The organism is Acidobacteriota bacterium (genome assembly GCA_021161905.1).
Lineage (GTDB): Bacteria > Acidobacteriota > B3-B38 > Guanabaribacteriales > JAGGZT01 > JAGGZT01.
Window position 1 is genome coordinate 1 of sequence record JAGGZT010000055.1, and the last position, 17,820, is coordinate 17,820.

The 17,820-nt window shown below is 53.5% G+C and carries 16 protein-coding genes and 1 rRNA gene; all 17 read right to left on the minus strand.

The window, feature by feature from the left end:
- A 16S ribosomal RNA gene (locus J7L64_07455) occupies nt 1-338 on the minus strand; the annotation flags it as partial.
- A 218-nt stretch (nt 339-556) separates the two neighbouring features.
- Complete coding sequence (locus tag J7L64_07460) at nt 557-1,795, minus strand: tyrosine--tRNA ligase (GenBank protein MCD6452177.1); 1,239 nt, start codon at nt 1,793-1,795, stop codon at nt 557-559.
- Between the two features lie 14 nt (nt 1,796-1,809).
- Nucleotides 1,810-2,427 (minus strand): phosphoribosylglycinamide formyltransferase, encoded by a 618-nt coding sequence (locus tag J7L64_07465; GenBank protein MCD6452178.1) that lies wholly within the window; start codon nt 2,425-2,427, stop codon nt 1,810-1,812.
- Nucleotides 2,414-3,472: a phosphoribosylformylglycinamidine cyclo-ligase gene (locus J7L64_07470; protein ID MCD6452179.1), complete on the minus strand. Its 1,059-nt coding sequence runs from the start codon at nt 3,470-3,472 to the stop codon at nt 2,414-2,416. The genes J7L64_07465 and J7L64_07470 overlap by 14 nt, the downstream gene beginning before the upstream one ends.
- 11 nt (nt 3,473-3,483) lie before the next feature.
- On the minus strand, nt 3,484-4,887 hold the full coding sequence (locus J7L64_07475) for an amidophosphoribosyltransferase (protein MCD6452180.1): 1,404 nt from the start codon (nt 4,885-4,887) through the stop codon (nt 3,484-3,486).
- Nucleotides 4,887-7,127, minus strand: a complete 2,241-nt coding sequence (purL, locus tag J7L64_07480) for a phosphoribosylformylglycinamidine synthase subunit PurL (GenBank protein ID MCD6452181.1) — start codon at nt 7,125-7,127, stop codon at nt 4,887-4,889. Before purL ends, J7L64_07475 begins: the two co-directional genes overlap by 1 nt.
- A gap of 2 nt (nt 7,128-7,129) precedes the next feature.
- Nucleotides 7,130-7,825: a phosphoribosylformylglycinamidine synthase subunit PurQ gene (gene purQ / locus J7L64_07485; protein MCD6452182.1), complete on the minus strand. Its 696-nt coding sequence runs from the start codon at nt 7,823-7,825 to the stop codon at nt 7,130-7,132.
- Complete coding sequence (gene purS, locus J7L64_07490) at nt 7,822-8,127, minus strand: phosphoribosylformylglycinamidine synthase subunit PurS (GenBank protein ID MCD6452183.1); 306 nt, start codon at nt 8,125-8,127, stop codon at nt 7,822-7,824. Before purS ends, purQ begins: the two co-directional genes overlap by 4 nt.
- Nucleotides 8,111-9,187, minus strand: coding sequence for a mechanosensitive ion channel (locus tag J7L64_07495; GenBank protein ID MCD6452184.1), 1,077 nt, complete (start codon nt 9,185-9,187; stop codon nt 8,111-8,113). Before J7L64_07495 ends, purS begins: the two co-directional genes overlap by 17 nt.
- 3 nt (nt 9,188-9,190) lie before the next feature.
- On the minus strand, nt 9,191-10,489 hold the full coding sequence (locus J7L64_07500) for an adenylosuccinate lyase (protein ID MCD6452185.1): 1,299 nt from the start codon (nt 10,487-10,489) through the stop codon (nt 9,191-9,193).
- 11 nt (nt 10,490-10,500) lie between these two features.
- Nucleotides 10,501-11,295: an MBL fold metallo-hydrolase gene (locus tag J7L64_07505; protein ID MCD6452186.1), complete on the minus strand. Its 795-nt coding sequence runs from the start codon at nt 11,293-11,295 to the stop codon at nt 10,501-10,503.
- A gap of 1 nt (nt 11,296) precedes the next feature.
- Nucleotides 11,297-11,806 carry a dUTP diphosphatase gene (dut, locus tag J7L64_07510; protein ID MCD6452187.1) on the minus strand — a complete coding sequence of 170 codons (510 nt, stop codon included), beginning with the start codon at nt 11,804-11,806 and terminating at the stop codon, nt 11,297-11,299.
- Between the two features lie 23 nt (nt 11,807-11,829).
- Nucleotides 11,830-13,089 (minus strand): insulinase family protein, encoded by a 1,260-nt coding sequence (locus J7L64_07515; GenBank protein MCD6452188.1) that lies wholly within the window; start codon nt 13,087-13,089, stop codon nt 11,830-11,832.
- A 9-nt stretch (nt 13,090-13,098) separates the two neighbouring features.
- On the minus strand, nt 13,099-14,028 hold the full coding sequence (gene argF, locus J7L64_07520) for an ornithine carbamoyltransferase (GenBank protein MCD6452189.1): 930 nt from the start codon (nt 14,026-14,028) through the stop codon (nt 13,099-13,101).
- 92 nt (nt 14,029-14,120) lie between these two features.
- Nucleotides 14,121-15,065 carry a carbamate kinase gene (gene arcC, locus J7L64_07525; protein MCD6452190.1) on the minus strand — a complete coding sequence of 315 codons (945 nt, stop codon included), beginning with the start codon at nt 15,063-15,065 and terminating at the stop codon, nt 14,121-14,123.
- A 13-nt stretch (nt 15,066-15,078) separates the two neighbouring features.
- Nucleotides 15,079-16,392 carry a GTPase gene (locus J7L64_07530; protein ID MCD6452191.1) on the minus strand — a complete coding sequence of 438 codons (1,314 nt, stop codon included), beginning with the start codon at nt 16,390-16,392 and terminating at the stop codon, nt 15,079-15,081.
- 20 nt (nt 16,393-16,412) lie between these two features.
- Nucleotides 16,413-17,693 (minus strand): aspartate aminotransferase family protein, encoded by a 1,281-nt coding sequence (locus J7L64_07535; protein MCD6452192.1) that lies wholly within the window; start codon nt 17,691-17,693, stop codon nt 16,413-16,415.
- Between the last annotated feature and the right edge of the window lie 127 nt (nt 17,694-17,820).

A 17,820-nucleotide genomic window follows, 5' to 3' on the forward strand; every position in this document is an offset into this window, starting at 1 on the left:
GTCCCCGTGTGGCCGGTCACCCTCTCAGGCCGGCTACCCGTCATCGCCTTGGTGGGCCATTACCCCACCAACAAGCTGATGGGCCGCGGGCCCCTCCCCAGGCGGCAGCTTGCAAAGCAGAGGCCACCTTTGATCCCCACCACCTAGGTGGCGGGGATGTTATGCGGGATTAGCCCCCCTTTCGGAGGGTTATCCCCCACCCGGGGGGTAGGTTACCCACGTGTTACTCACCCGTTCGCCACGCTACTCGCTCCCCGAAGGGAACTTTCGCGTTCGACTTGCATGTGTTAGGCACGCCGCCAGCGTTCGCTCTGAGCCAGGATCAAACTCTCCAGTTAAACCTTTAAAGCCCTTTCGGGCTTTCCTTCACCACTAGAGAGCTATTCGGCTCAGGAAGTAAGGCGTCGCAAGGACACTCCCTATTTAATTGTCAAAGAACAGTGACAATCTTTTATATTAACTGCTCACTCTTCAATTGTCAAGAGGATTTTGAGCGCCGAATTGATTAACTTCTCCAAAGAACCACCGCTAAATATAAATCCCAAAATCCCGCTTGTCAAGGGGATTTTTGCTCAATTTTCAATTTTAAAAAACGCCTCTTCCCCACCCGGATGAGCAACTCCCTCGGCTCGGCAAAGGATAGAGCGAGGCTCGGCTCCACTACCCGTTCTCCATCGAGGTAAACCCCACCTTGGGCTATCAGCCTTCTTCCCTCGGAGTTCGATGAGGTGAGCCCAAACTCGACAAGAAGCTTTACCAAAGGAACCTCCTCGCCCCGCGCCTCGATCACTCGCTCCGGTATCTCCGAAGGTAGCTCCCGCTCCCGGAAAACCCGGTTAAACTCTTCCTCCGCCCTCTCCGCTTCCTCCCTCGAGTGGAAGTCGGCTATTATCAACTTGGCAAGCCGAACCTTGAAGTCGCGCGGGTTCGCCCCCTCCTCTACCTCCTTCCTCATCCGCTCGATCTCCGCTAAGGACACATCGGTCACCAGCTCGTAATAACGCCACATCAGCTCATCGGATATCGACATCACCTTGCCGAATATCTCCTTCGGCTCCTCATCCACCCCAATGTAGTTCCCAAGCGACTTGCTCATCTTCTCCTTGCCATCTATCCCCTCAAGCAAAGGAAGGGTAATGACGATCTGGGGAGGAAGCCCATACTCCCGCTGGATATCCCTTCCCACCAGCAGGTTGAACTTCTGATCCGTACCCCCCATTTCCACATCGCACTCAAGCGCCACTGAATCATAAGCCTGACACAGAGGATAGAGAATCTCATGGACGAAGATCGGTTTCCCCTCAGCCAGCCGGGTGGCGAAGTCATCCCGCTCGAGGATGCGAGCCACCGTATACTTCGAGGCAAGTCGGATAAACCCCTCGGCATCGAGCTTCCCCAACCAACGGGAGTTGAAATCGACCACCGTCTTCTCCGGATCGAGGATCTTGGAGAACTGCTTCTTATAGGTAGCGGCGTTCGCCAACACCTCCTCCCGAGATAGGGGGGGCCTCGTCTTCTTCCGTCCCGAGGGATCCCCTATCAACCCAGTGAAATCCCCGATGAGGAAGATCACCGTATGACCCATATCCTGAAAATGTTTCATCTTCCTAAGAACAACCGTATGTCCCAGATGAATGTCGGGTGCTGTTGGGTCGAAACCCACCTTCACCTTAAGGGGAACCCCCGTCTCCCGGGAGCGCTTGAGTCGTTCCCTGAGTTCATCCTCCTGGATGATCTCCTCCGTCCCCTTCTTTATGTAAAGGAATTCCTCCTCCAATGATAGATCCTTCTTCATCCCACACATCCCTCTTACTTCTTCCAGATTACCCTTTTCCCCCTAACCTCAAGCCTTCCTTCGGCGAAGAGACGAATGGCTTCAGGGTAGATCTTATGCTCCTCGACAAGCACCCTTGCCGCTAAGGTTTCCTCCGTATCATCATCGAGCACCGGCACCACCGCCTGAATGATGATGGGACCAGCATCCACATCCTCGGTCACGAAATGAACGGTGCATCCTGAAAACTTCGCTCCCGATTCAAGAACTCGATTATGCACATTGAGACCGGGAAAGGCGGGAAGGAGGCTTGGGTGGATGTTCATTATCCTACCCGGGAACTCCCTGATAAAAGTAGGTGAAAGAATACGCATAAAGCCAGCGAGACATACAAGCTCCACCCCCCGCGATTTGAGCTCGGATACGAGCGCCCGCTCGAAATCCTCCCTGCTGGAGAACTTCTTATGATCGATAACCGCTACAGGAATACCAAAAGCCTCCGCTTTCCTTATCCCCGGCGCTTCTGGTTTATTGCTGATCACCACCACCACTTCGGCTGGGATCTCGTCCGCCTTCGCCTTCCTCACGATCGATTCCATATTGGAGCCCCTGCCCGAGATGAGGATCCCTACCTTCACCTTACCCTCTGACATAACGAACGCCTCCCTTCCCAAGTACTATCCTGCCGACATTATAACAACGCTCCCCGTATCCCGCAATATGAGACCTCACCTCCTCCTCCCTATCCGGAGAGATGACAAGGATCATCCCCAGCCCCATATTGAAGGTGCGGAACATCTCCTCCTCAGGCACATTGCCGATCTCGGCAAGGAGGGTGAAGATTGGAGGAACTTCCCAGCTTCCAAGCACGATCTCGGCGGACAAGCCAGGAGGAAGAACCCGGGGGAGATTGCCCGGTATCCCCCCGCCGGTAATGTGAGCGAGGGCGTTTATCTTCCCCGAAAGAACGAGCTCCCTCAAAGGGGCGAGATAGCTTTTATGGGGGGCAAGGAGTTCTTCAGCAAGCGTCCTTTTAAGCTCGGGAACGAAGGTGTCCACCTTCCATCCCTTAACCTCGAAGAGGAGCTTTCGTGCCAAGGAGAAACCATTGGTGTGAAGACCGGCGGAGGGAAGGCCGAGAAGGAGATCCCCTTCCTTCACCTTCTCGCCGGTGATGAGGAGCGGGCGATCGACCATCCCCACAATGAAACCTACAAGATCGTACTCCCCAGGGGCATAAAACCCCGGCATCTCCGCTGTCTCTCCACCGATCAAAGAACACCCCACTTCCTTACATCCCCGGGCAATGCCGGAGACGATATCCTCGATCACCTTGGGGGCGAGCTTTCCCACCGCAATGTAATCGAGGAAGAAAAGGGGCAGCGCCCCCTGACAAAGAATATCGTTCGCTGAATGAGCTACCAAATCATAACCCACAGTATTATGAATACCGGTGAGAAAGGCTATCTTGAGCTTGGTGCCCACCCCGTCAACGCTGGAGACAATGACCGGCTCCCGAAACCGGGAGAGATCGGGGAGAAAAAGGGCGCCGAAGCTTCCAATCCCCTTGAGCACCGAAGGGGTAAAGGTGGAGGAAGCGATCTCCTTTATCCGGGAGACCGCCTGTTCGGCAGCATCGATATCCACCCCGGCATCCCGATAGGTAAGAGAGGGTTTCTTCCTCTTCTTCTCCGCCATTTCCTCCTCCATCAGCCTCCGAAAAGGAAGAGTTGATTGTTCCGAAACCGGGGGAAGGGAACAGGGTAACATCCGGTGAAGCAGGCGGTGCAGAATTTATCCCGATTTTCCGAGACCGCGTCGAGCATATCCTCGAGGGAAAGATAGGCGAGGGAATCCGCCCGAAGATACTTCCTTATCTCCTCCACCGTATGGGAGGAGGCGATGAGCTCCTTCCTCGTCGGGGTATCTATCCCATAATAACAGGGGGAGATTATCGGAGGACTGCTGACGCGCATATGGACTTCGGACGCCCCGGCAGAGCGAACCATCGTGACGATCTTTCTGCTCGTCGTCCCCCTCACTATGGAATCATCGACCAAGATCACCCGCTTCCCCTTTATGACCGAACGAAGCGGGTTGAGCTTCACCCGTACCCGGAAATGCCTTATCTTCTGCTTCGGTTCAATAAAGGTCCTTCCCACATAGTGGTTCCTTATCAGGGCGAACTCAAGCGGTATCCCCGACTCCTTGGCATAACCCTGAGCAGCATAAACGCCGGAATCGGGGACGGGAACTACTATATCGGCGGGTATAGGAGCGGTGCGAGCAAGCTTCCTTCCCAATCTCACCCGGACCTCGCTCACCCAGTGCTCGAAGATGTAGGAATCCGGTCGGGCAAAGTAGATAAGCTCGAAAATACAGAAGGAGGGTGATACCTTAGGGAATGGATGAAGCTCTTTCAGCCCATCGGGATCAACAACCACCACCTCGCCCGGCTCAAGCTCCCTTATCATCTTCGCTCCGATAAGATCAAAGGCACAGCTCTCCGAGGCGAAAACGAAGGCATCATCCCGTTTTCCGAGAAGAAGGGGCCGAAAGCCATGAGGATCACGAACAGCGATAAGCTTCTCCCTGGTGAGGAAAAGAAGGGAATAAGCCCCCTTCACCTGGGAAAGGGCATCGATCACCGCGGAGAGAAGGTCTGGCTCCTTCGACCGGGCTATGAGATGAAGGATGACCTCGGAATCGGAAGTGGTAACGAATATGGAGCCCAATCGCTCAAGCTCATCCCTTATCGGACCCACATTGATCAAGTTCCCATTATGAACCAGGGCTATCTCCCCTCGGTAGCCCGAGGAGTAAAGGGGCTGGGCGTTGAGAATGCTCGACTCTCCGGCAGTGGAATAACGGACATGGCCTATAGCAGAGGAACCGGGAAGACGGGCTATCTTCTCCTCATCAAACGCCTCGGCAACCTGTCCCATACTCTTCTCTAAATGAACCCTAAGCCCATCACTGCTCGCGATGCCAACGCTCTCCTGCCCCCGATGCTGAAGGGCATATAGCCCGAGATAGGTGAGGTAAGAGGCATCAGGATGCCCATAAACCCCGAACAAGCCGCATTCGTGCTTTAAACCCTTCTCCGGAAACATCAACGCCCCCTACTAATAAACTGGGGAAGAAATTCCTCCCATCCCTTGCGAAGAAAAGAGAGACCAGTATCGATGAGAATCCTTCCTCCAGAGGCTATTCGCAGTCTCTTTCCCCCAACCCTTCCGATCACCTCGAGGGGAATCCTTTTCTCCTCCGCCAGCTTGAATGCCTCCCCGAGATTCTCCCGGGGAAGGGAGATGATAACCCGGGATTGAGACTCGCCGAAGAGAAGCCCATCTGCACGGAAGGAAGGAGAAGGAAGCTCAACCTCCGCCCCCAACACCTCTCCTGAAGGAAGAAAACCGCATTCAGCGAGGGCGGTCGCAATCCCCCCCTCCGAGACATCGTGAACCGAGGAAAAAAGCCTCCTCCCTATCCCCTCCCTCAAGAGGGCACCAAGTCTTCCCTCAAGAACGAGGTCGAGCTCTGGCGGTTTTCCCTTCTTCAGCTTGTGGATCAACTTAAGGTATTCGCTTCCTCCAAGCTCCTCACGGGAGATATCCCCGAGAAGGATGATCACATCCCCCTCATGCTTGAACCAGGGGGTGGCGTGTATCTCCATATCGGGCAGGAGCCCCACCATAGCGATTATCGGGGTGGGATCGATCGCCTTCTCCCTGGTTTCGTTGTAGAAGCTCACATTGCCGCTTACCACCGGCACCCCCAAAGCAAGGCAGGCGTTCCTTATTCCCTCTATTCCCTTAACGAACTGCCACATCACCTCAGGACGCTCCGGGGAGCCATAATTCAGACAATCGGTGAGACCGATCGGCTCCGCCCCAACACAAGCCAAATTCCGTGCCGCCTCAGCCACGGCGATCGCCGCCCCCAGCTCAGGATCGAGATAGGTGTAAGTCGAATTTCCATCAACGGTAATGGCGATCCCCTCCTTCCTCCCCTTTATCCTGAGAAGGGCAGAATCAGCCCCGGGGCGGATGACGGTGTTTGTCCCTACCATATGATCGTATTGGGTGAAGATCCAGCTCCGCGAAGAGAGATTGGGCGAAGAAAGAAGCTTAGCCAGCACTTCGTTGTAATCGGAAGGAGGAGGTAGCTTATCGTAATCTATCTCAAGCTCATCGAGATAGCCCGGTCTCCTCATAGGTCGCTCATAGCGGGGTGCCTCATCGACAACCGCGGAAACCGGGAGCTTAGCCACCACCTCACCATCCTTCTTCAGGGTTATGGCACCATCAGAGGTAACTACTCCAATCTCCGCCGCATCGAGGCCCCATTTTCTTAATACCCGGATGACCTCCTCCTCGTAGCCTCGCTTAACCACCAAGAGCATCCGCTCCTGCGATTCCGAAAGCATCAGCTCGTAAGGGGTCATTGCCGGCTCCCTCACCGGAACTCGGTCGAGGAAGAGCTCCATCCCCACCCCACCTCGAGAAGCCATTTCAAATGAGGAGCTGGCAAGCCCCGCCGCCCCCATATCCTGAAGGGCGATCACTCCAGGGCTCCCGCTAAGCTCCATTACTGCCTCGAGGAGGAGCTTCTCATAGAAGGGATCCCCCACCTGTACCGTGGGTCTTTTCTCCTCTGCCTCCTCATCGAATGAGGAGCTGGCAAGAAGTCCTGCTCCGTGGATCCCGTCTCTTCCCGTCTTCGCCCCGATATAGAAAACCGGGTTTCCCTCACCTTCCGCCTTTGCCTTTATGATCCTTTTAGGATCGACCAAGCCGATGGTGAAGGCGTTGACCAGAATATTCCCGTTATATGAGTGATCGAAGTAAACCTCTCCTCCTACCGTGGGGATACCCATACAATTGCCGTAGTCGGCGATGCCCGCTACCACCTGTTCCAAGAGGTATCTCGTCCTCGGATGAGAGGGATCGCCAAAACGAAGGGAATTGAGCGAGGCAATAGGCCTCGCCCCCATAGTAAACACATCGCGGAGAATACCCCCAACACCGGTCGCTGCCCCCTGATAGGGCTCGATGTAAGAGGGATGGTTGTGGCTCTCTATCTTGAAGGCAAGGGCAAGATCCGAATCTATCGCCACCACGCCAGCGTTCTCCCCCGGTCCCTGAAGCACCCTGGGAGAGGTGGTGGGAAGCCTTTTAAGATAAACTCGAGAGCTCTTATAACTGCAGTGCTCGCTCCAGAGCACGGCGAAGATACCAAGCTCGGTGTAATTGGGCTTCCTCCCGAGAAGCTCGATGATCCGGGAAAACTCCTCTTTGGTAAGCCCCTCCCTTAATGCATCCTCTACTGTTATCTCCCTCTCCTTCCTCATCTTTAACGCTCCTTGAGCCATTCGACGACCGATTCGAAGATAAGCCTCCCCTCATCACCACCTAAAAGGGGCTCCGAAACCCGTTCCGGATGAGGCATCATCCCGAGAACATTTCCCTTCTCGTTCACCACCCCAGCGATGCCGTTTAAGGCGCCATTCGGATTCGCCTCGGGGGCGAGTTCACCATCCTCATTCACATAACGGAAAACCACCCCCTCTCGCTCTTCGAGCCGGTGCAGTTCATCCTCTTCGAGGTAGAAATTCCCCTCCGCATGGGCGATCGGTATCCGAAGCACCCTCCCCTTTTTAAGCTTTTTGGTAAAGGGAAGATCATCTCGTTCCACCCTGATAAAGACATCCTTGCAGATGAACTTAAGGTTCTTATTCTTGAGCATCACCCCGGGAAGAAGACCCGCCTCTTGAAGTATCTGAAAGCCGTTACAGATACCGAGAACCAAACCGCCCTTCTCCACAAAGGAGACGATCTCCTCCATAATCGGGGAAAAGGAGGCGAGCGCCCCTGCTCGGAGATAATCGCCGTAAGAAAAGCCGCCGGGAAGGATGACACAATCCGCCCCCCTTAAGTCCCGATCCTTGTGCCAGAGGAAAAAGACCTCCTCCTTAAGCACCTCCTTAAGCACATAATAGGTATCATAATCGCAGTTCGTTCCGGGAAAAACCACCACCCCAAACCTCATCCTTCCCCCTCCGATATCTCAAAATGGACGCTTTCTATCACCGGGTTTCTAAGCACCTTATCCGAGAGCTCCGCTACCAATTGTTCCGCTTTCTCCTTATCAGAAAGATCCAAAAGGAGCTCGAAGAACTTCCCCTGCCGTACTTCACGAACCCCCTGATAGCCGAGATCGGCAATGACCTTCCCGATCGCCTTTCCCTGTGGGTCGAGAACCCCCTTTTTCAGAGCCACATAAACCCTTGCTTTAAAGAGCGGCACCTTCTCCTCCCTTTTTTCTTTCTCGATCTCACCCTCCTTTTTCATCCCCTTTCCCCTCAAGGATCACCGTCCTTATGGGGAAGGGGATCTCAATCCCCTCTTCGGCAAACCGCTTATTGATAAGGGTGTTTATCTTGTCCTGAGCATCGAACCCCTTTCTGTAATCCTCCACCCAGAAGGTGAGCTGAAAGATGAGGGCGGAATCTCCAAACTCAACAAAATGAACCCGCGGTGGGGGATCGTTGAGCACCTCGGGGAAGCTTTCCGCTGATTCTATCATCACCCGTTTTACCTTCTCCACATCGGAGCCATAAGCTACGCCCACCCTTATCCTTCTCTTTATCCTCTTGTCGGGGAAGGTATGATTGACCAGGATTGAACCCACTATCTGGGAGTTGGGGATGATCAATATCGTATGATCGAAGGTAGCGATCCTGGTACTCCTCATTCCGATATCAACCACATCCCCCACCTGACCGGTGGAGAGCTCAATCCTATCCCCCACTCGAAAGGGACGATCGATCATAATGAGGAAGCCGGAGATCATATTCTCCAGCATATCCTTAGCGGCAAGACCTATGGCGAGCGAACCCACCCCAACCGAGACCAGGATGGAGGAAATATCCTTGCCAAAATGCTGAAGCACAACTATGAGAGCGATGACTGAAATTATGATCACCGTAATCTTTTCGAATAAGGGGATAAACTCCTTCGCCACCTCCTCAGCACCCCTCCTCTTCAACCTCTCTTTATACCAGTAGAAGATCACATGGAACACCCGCATCAAGGCGTAGGAGAAAATAGCCACCCCGAGTACATAAACCAAGTCGTCAAGGAGATCAATGTACTTCACCTTAACCGGGAGCCGGCGAAGAGCAAGGTAAACACCGATTATAACGAGAACCGCCATAATCGGCTTTCTCACCGTGGCTAAGATCTCGTCATCGAGACTGGTACGCGTCCTCCGGGCTATCCGCATCAATACCCCGGTGAGAAAGTAGGAGAAGAGCCTCGCCAAGATGAGAAAACCGAGAAATATACCTAAGGAGATGGCTAACGATTGAACATCCTCGCTGGCTAAAAACTCCAATAGCCTGTTAGCCATAAGTCACTCCTCCCCAAAAACTCGGCGGAATATGTAGTCCACATAGTTCAGTGAACTCGTAAGATCAAATATCTGGGACAACTCATCAGGGGGAAGATGGGAGGTAATCTCCTCATCCTGGGAGACCAAGGGGAAAAAATCGAGCCCCTTCTCCCAAGCCTCCATCGCCCGCCGTTGAACAAGACGATAAGCCTCGCTCCGGGTAAGCCCCTTTTCGATGAGGGCGAGGAGAAGCCTCTCAGAAAAGATCAGCCCTCGGGTAAGATAGAGGTTCTCCTTCATCCTCTCGGGATAGATACGAAGTCCCTCGATGACCCTGGCGAGCCTTCGGGTAAGATAGTGGACCAAGGTGGTGGAATCGGGAATTATTATCCGCTCGACAGAGGAATGGGAGATATCCCGCTCGTGCCAGAGGGGGATGTTCTCCAGCGAAGCCAAAGCGTTCGCCCGCACCACCCGGGCAAGCCCCGATATCTGCTCGCAGGCTACCGGGTTCCTCTTGTGGGGCATTGCGGAAGAGCCGGTCTGCCTCCGAGAGAAAGGTTCCTCCATCTCTCGAACCTCGGTCCGTTCGAGATGCCTTACCTCAAGGGCAAACCTCTCGAACGAGGAGGCTAATATGGCAAGGGAGGTGAGGTATTCCGCATGGCGATCGCGCTCTATTATCTGGGTGGATATCGGCTCTGGCGAGAGCCCCAGCTTCTCCATCACCTTCTCCTCCACCTCTGGTGGAAGATGAGCGAATGTCCCTACCGCTCCGGAGATCTTGCCGTAGCTTATTCCATCAACCGCCCTTCGGAAACGAAGGGTACCCCGCTTAAGCTCCGTATACCACCAGGCGAACTTAAGGCCAAGGGTGATCGGCTCCGCATGGACACCATGGGTTCTGCCTATCATCACCGTGTGCTTATGTTCGAACGCCTTGGACTTGATTACCCGGGAAAGCCGTTCCAGTTCCGCCAGAATAACCTCACCCGCTTCCTTCATCAACAGGGCAAGCGAGGTATCCAAGACATCGGATGAAGTAAGCCCGAAATGGAGAAAACGGGCATCAGAACCTACCACCTCCTCGATACTCTTGATGAAAGCGACCACATCGTGCTTCGTTTCCTTCTCTATCTCAGCGATCCGCTCTGGAGAGATCACCGCTTTCTTCCTGATGGTGGAAACCGCCTCCTCGCTGACCTTCCCCTGCTCGGCAAGAACCTCCAGCACTGCCAATTCCACCTTGAGCCACTTCGTAAACTTGTTCTCATCCGACCAAATCTTTTCCATCTCCGGGGTGGTGTAGCGAGGTATCATCAGCTCCTCCTTTAAATTTCGATTAACTGGGTTGGTCTATCCTGATGAGCAAGGATTACCCTTGGGGAGACACCGGAAAGCGAAGAAAGGGCAAGCCGGGACGAGAGAAGAGCGAGTTCAGGGTAGTTGTTCACCTTGGAGATGTGGGCAAGGAGGAGAAAACGAAGCCTGGGCGTTGCTACCTCCCGAAGCATCGAAGCGAGCTCCTCGTTGGAAAGATGCCCCAATCTGCTCGCCACCCTCTGCTTCAAAGAGGGGGGGTAAGGTCCCTGACGCAGCATCTCGGTATCATGGTTCGCCTCAAGGATGAGGGCGTCCGCTCCAGAAAGCCTCTCTTTCACCAACCGGGAAGGAGAACCAAGATCAAGAGCAATTCCTACCTTGACTCCGTTTTGCGAGAGGAGGAAACCAACGGGATCAGCAGCATCGTGGGGAAGAGAGAAGGGATGGATATTAATCTCACCTATGGAAAAATCCTCACCTGCTTCGATTATCTCAAACCCATAAACCCGAGCTCTCGCCACTCCCCAGGCATCCTTGGTCCCTGCGGTGAGATAAAGGGGGATCCTATACCTCCTCGAAAAAAGAGCTGCTCCCCTTATATGATCCTGATGTTCATGGGAGATGAGAAGGGCGGTGATATCATCAGCGGAGATGTCGAAGAGGGAAAGCCTCCTCACCATCTCAGCACAGCTAAAGCCGGCATCGATGAGGATATTTACCCTTGGGGAAGAAAGAAGTATAGCATTGCCACTGCTTCCACTTCCGAGAACCGAGAGTCTCAACGAAGCCCTTTTCCCCTCCATCCTACTTCCTTCCTGTATGTCCAAAACCACCCTCCCCCCGCTTACTCGGCGGAAGCTCATCAACCAAAGAGAGCCTCGCCTTCGCCACCGGCACAATGACCAGCTGGGCTATCCTATCCCCCCGGTGTACGGTAAAGGGCTTTTCCCCTAAATTAACCAATATCACTCCCAGCTCTCCTCGATAGTCGGAATCGATCGTCCCTGGGGAGTTAAGAAGCCCCACCCCAAACTCCCGAGCAAGCCCGCTTCGTGGCCTTACCTCTCCCTGATAACCAGGGGGGATAGCTAAAGAGAAGCCAGTTGGGATATATGCTCTTCCTCCCGGGGGGATTACTACCTCATCCTTCACCGCAGCCCGGATATCAAGACCGGCACTTTCCGGAGTAGCATAAGAGGGTAAGGGAATATCCTCCGACCCCGGACTCCTCTTTATCATAAGCTTTACTCTGAATCGAACGAAATTCCCCCTTATGCGCCTGACCAACGACTGAAGGGTCCTCTCTATCCTCATCCTGAACAGCTCTTCCCCTCACCTTAGCAGATGAGCTCATCATTGTCAATTTCTATCCCGGAGACATCCCCCAAGGCGAGAAGAGCAAGCCTTTTCCCCGAAAAGAGCTCCCTTGCTACAGAAAGAAGCTCATCTTGGGAAACCGCCTCTATCATAGAGATGATCTCATCCAAGCTGAGATTCCTCTTTAGATAGATCTCCTCCCGGGCAAGCTTGGACATCCTGCTTCCACTCTCCTCGAGCGAAAGCATCAGGCTTCCCTTAAGATGAGCCTTGGCTAAGGCAAGCTCCTCTTCGGTCGCCCCCTTTTCGATAAACCTCCTTATCTCGTCCAAGATAAGAGAGAGCGTTCTTTTTAGCTTATCCGGACTTACTGCGGAATAGACCCCGAATACTCCCGAATCCCGATAGGCGGAGACGAAGGAATAAACGGAATAGGCAAGCCCCATCTCCTCTCTTATCTTCTGGAAAAGGCGGGAGCTCATCCCCCCACCTAAGATAAGGTTCAAAAGGGCGGTAGGATATCGCTCCTTGCTCCCCTGAGGAAAGGAACTCGTGCCCAAGATGAGGTGGACCTGTTCCAACCTCTTTCGGGAAACCAATCTTATCTCGCTCTTCGGCGTAGGTTTAGGAAAGCGATCAAGCGGGGGCTTTTCCCCAAGCCCTTCGAAATAGCTTCTCGCCAGCGCTACCACCCGGGAATGGTCCACATTCCCCGCAGCCGAAACTATCACCCGGGAGGGGGCGACCATCCGCCTGAAATAGGAGATGATATCCTTCCGCTCTATCTGGGATACGCTCTTTTTATTGCCAATGATGGAACGACCTAAAGGATGACCGGGAAAAAAAGAAGAAAAGAAGAGGTCGTGAGCGAGTTCGTCTGGGCTATCCTCGACCATCTTTATCTCTTCAAGGATCACCCCTCGCTCTCGCTCTACCTCCTCCTCAGGGAATAGGGGATTAACCAAGATATCGGCTAAGATATCGAAAGCGAGGGGGAGGTGTTCATCGAGCACCCGGGCAAAAAAACCGAGATATTCCCTGGTGGTGAAGGCATCGAGTTGACCCCCGATGCCATCCACTGCCTTCGCTATATCGAGCTGATTCCGCCTTTCCGTGCCCTTGAATACGGTGTGCTCGATGAAATGGGAGATACCAGCCAAGTCGTCCGGCTCATCCCGAGAACCAGCGGCTATGAAAACACCGATGGCGGCAGAACGCACCTCCCCCATCCGCTCGGTGATCACTCGGATACCGTTATTAAGAACCTCTCGCCTTATCATAGAGTGAGCTCAGTATTTACCTCCTCCCATCAGCCAGAGCATTATCGCCTTCTGCATATGGAGTCTGTTCTCCGCCTCATCCCAGACGGCGGATTGCTCGGAGTCTATCACTTCATCTACCACCTCTTCTCCCCGGTGGGCAGGGAGGCAATGCATAAAGATGGCATCGGGCTTCGCCTTCTTCATCAAAGCTGGGTTCACCTGATAGGGCTTGAGCTTTGCCAGCTTCACTGCCTTCTGGTCCTCCTGTCCCATCGATACCCAGACATCGGTGTAGATGACATCTGCGTCCTTAACCCCAGCGTCGATATCCTCGGTGATCTCGATCTTGGTCCCCATCTCCTTCGCTTCCTCTTCCGCCATCTTCACTATCTCCGGCTTAGGGAAGAAACCGGATGGTGAAACCACAGTGATATCCATCCCCGCCTTGGGGGCGGTGAGAAGAAGAGAATGGCAGACATTGTTACCATCACCGATATAGACGATCTTCCTCCCCTTCGTTTCCCCCTTCCACTCCATAATGGTGAAGTAATCAGCCATTGCCTGGCAGGGGTGAAGAAGATCGGTAAGTCCGTTGATAACCGGGACGGTGGAATACTCAGCGAGGTCGAGCACATCCTGATGGGCGTAGGTCCTCGCCATTATCCCATCAACATAACGGGAGAGAACCCTTGCTGTATCCGCTATCGTCTCCCCTCGTCCCAGCTGAAGGTCGCTTGCCGAAAGGTAGAGCCCAAGCCCTCCTAATTGATATATCCCCACCTCAAAGGAGACCCTGGTTCTGGTGGATGACTTCTGGAATATCATCGCCAGGGTCTTACCGGGGAGGGCATCCCTGTATTTTTCTGGATTCGCCTTAACATCCTTAGCGAGTTCGAAGAGATGATCGAACTCCTCCTTGCTCAAATCATGAACCGAAATAAAATCCCTCTTTGCCATAATGATTCACCTCCGAAAAATTGAGGGGGCAAGGCTCATCACGAGCCACATCGCCCCCTTAATTATAAACCAATATCTTCTTCACAAAGCCACTATCTGACGATCCTGGTGCCAGTTTTGCCCTCAAGGGCGTCCCAAAGCTTAGGGGCGGAGGTAATGAGCACCTCTTTTCCCGTCTCCCTGATGAAATTTATCGCCGCTCTGATCTTCGGTCCCATACTGCCGGGCGGGAACTGCCCCTCCTTCAGGTACTCCTCAGCTTCGTTTACCGTCATCTTGGGAACTGCTCTCGCAGTGGGTTTCCCGAAGTCGAGATAGACGCACTCGGCATCGGTGAGAATGATAAAAAGATCGGCGTTCACCTTCCGGGCAAGAAGAGAGGCGGTGTAGTCTTTATCGATTACCGCCTCAATACCACGGAGCATCCCCTTCTCGTCATAATAAACAGGGATGCCTCCGCCCCCGCCAGCGACCACCACCGTACCCGCCTTCACCAGGGTATTCACCGTCTCCCACTCAACCACCTCGATGGGAATGGGCGAGGCGACCACCCGACGATAGCCCCTTCCCGCATCCTCGACGATATCCCAGCCATCCTCCTTATGGTGCTTTTCCGCAACCTCCTTGGTGTAGAAGGGACCTATCGGCTTGGTCGGGTTTTTGAACATCGGATCGTTCCTATCCACCACCACCTGAGAGAGGATGACCGCTATGTTCTTACTTATACCGTTCTTCTTGAACTGGTTGTACATCGACTGGGCAAGCATATAACCCATCGATCCCTGGGACATCGCCCCACAGACATCGAGGGTGAACGGCTTCACCTTATCCTTTGCCGCCTCCACCTGAAGGAGGATGTTCCCCACCTGAGGACCGTTACCGTGAACAATGATCAGCTCGTAGCCCTGCTTGATGATCCCGATGAGACGACTACAAGCCTCCTCTGCATTCTTGAACTGCTGCCACTGATGTCCCTCCTCCCCAGCCTTGAGAATCGCATTTCCACCAAAGGCGACCAATGCAACTTTGTCTCCCATAAAGACCACCTTCCTATTTAAACCTGGCGAGGATCTCGGTCAGATTGGGGCTTCCTATCTCCTGAAGCTCATAGGTGACCCGAAGCGCCGGTTTGTTTATCTTGATCACCCGGCGAAGGTCGATCGGAGTGCCTATCAACACCAGATCACAATCGACCTTGTTCACCACCTGCTCCAGCTCCTTCATCTGCCTCTCGCCATAACCTAAGGCAGGAAGGAGAATGCCGATATCATATTTGGCATAAGCCTCGGCGATACTCCCGGTAACCCAGGGCCTCGGATCGACCAGCTCCTTGGCACCGAACTTGTGGGCTGCCATCACCGCTGCCCCGTACTTCATCTCGCCATGGGTGAGGGTAGGACCGTCCTCGATAGCGAGTACCCTCTTCCCCTTTATCTTCTCCCCTTCCTCAACGAAGAGGGGAGAGGCGCCATCGACCACGATCGCCTTCGGGTTGTACTTCCTGATGCTCTCCCTCACCTCCTCGATCCCTTCCCGGTCTGCAGTATCCATCTTGTTGATCACGATCACATCGGCACGGAGGAAGTTGGCAGCACCGGGATAGTAGGTGAGTTCATGCCCCGGACGATGGGGATCGGCAACCACGATCTCAAGATCGGGCTTGAAGAAGGGAAGGTCGTTGTTGCCTCCATCCCAGAGGATGATGTCCGCCTCCTTCTCTGCCTCACGGAGTATCTGTTCGTAATCCACACCGGCATAGACCACCACCCCGTTCTTGATATGGGGTTCGTACTCCTCCATCTCCTCGATGGTGCACTTCTCCTTCGCCATATCTTCAATGGTGGCAAAACGCTGGCACCGCTGAGCAACGAGATCCCCGTAAGGCATTGGATGACGGACCGCCACCACCTTCTTCCCCATCTCCCTGAGGATCTTAGCCACCCTCCTCGTGGTCTGGCTCTTGCCACAGCCGGTACGAACAGCGCAGATGGATACAACCGGCTTTTCCGACTTGAGCATCGTCGCCTCAGCCCCCATCAGTCTGAAGTCGGCACCAGCAGCGAGAACCTTCTCCCCCCGCTCCATCAGATACTGATGGGAGACATCGGAATAAGAGAAGACTACCTGGTTGATCTTCTCCCGTTTGATGAGATCGACAATTTCATCCTCAGAATAGATGGGAATACCATTGGGGTACAACTTACCCGCGAGTTCAGCGGGGTATTTTCTGCCCGAGATATTTGGTATCTGGGTAGCGGTGAACGCCACCACCTCATATGTCTCATTATCGCGGAAGTAGACATTGAAATTATGAAAGTCCCTTCCCGCAGCTCCCATTATTATCACCCGAATCCTGTCTGCCATTTTTCTCACCTCGCTATTATTTAGCCGTTAACTTCCTTTATAGCCTCTTCCAAGATATCCAAGGCTTTGTTCATCTCCTCCTCAGTAATAACCAGAGGAGGAATGAGACGAAGTACATTCCCGAAGGTACCACAGCTGATTACAATCAATCCCTTATCAAGAGCGATGCGCCGTACCTCCTTCACCCCTTCGGGATAGGGTTCTTTACCATCCTTAACCAGTTCGATTCCGATCATATAGCCCAGCCCCCGAACATCCCCGATCATCTTGTACTTCCTCTTCATATTATTCAGGCGATCATAGACCATCTCGCTTATCTTCTGCGCCCGCTCGAGGAGCTTCTCCTCACGAATCGTCTCGATGGTAGCGATAGCAGCAGCACAGGAAACAGGGTTTCCACCAAAGGTGGTGCCATGAGCACCAGGTGACCACTTGCTCATAATCTCCGGAGTCGAGGCAACCGCACTCAAGGGAAAACCAGAGGCGATGCCTTTAGCGATCGACATAATGTCGGGAACGACATCAAAATGCTCAGCAGCAAACCAACGAGCGGTACGACCAAAGCCGGTCTGGACCTCGTCGAAGACGAGCATTATCCCGTATTCATCAGCCATCTCCCGGAGCCCTTTTATGAACTCCTTGGGAGGATCGATATAACCTCCCTCACCCTGCACTGGCTCGATTATAAACGCTGCCACCTCCTCGGGATAGATCTCGTACTGGAACATCCTTCTGATGAACCCTAAACACTCCAAAGAGCAGGACTCCCGCTTCTGGCCATAAGGACAACGATAACAATAAGGATAGGGAACCCGGTAAACCTCAGGAAGAAGTGGACGATAATGGCTACGATATTTGGCACTCGAAGTGGTGACCGATACCGCAGCAAATGTCCTCCCATGAAATGCCCCTTGGAAGGAGATGATGCCAGGACGACCGGTAACATACCGGGCGAGCTTCATCGCTCCCTCAACCGCCTCGGCGCCAGAGTTGGAGAAGAAGAACATCCCGATATCACCCGGAGTAATCTCTGCAAGCATCTCAGCCAATTTGACGAACGAGTCGTAGTAATAGACGCAACCCGCGTGAATCAACTGATCTATCTGCTTCTTGGCTGCCTCGACTACCTTCGGATGTCTATGACCGGTATTCAAAACCGCGGTTCCCGCAGAGAGATCAAGATACCGCTTCCCGTCCTTCGTCTCCACATAGACCCCCTCGCCCTTTACCACCTCAAGCTGGGTATCCATCCCGAGTGCTGGGGTGATAACCTTTTTCGCCCGTTCAACTAAGTCTCCCATAAAAACCTCCTTTTTGAATTATAAAGACCAAAACCAACTATTTGATATTTCAAAAGTTAAATCCAAAAATCGTAATCCCCATTACCCTGAAAAATTAAAAAGGAGCCTCAGCACTAAGACCTCCGCT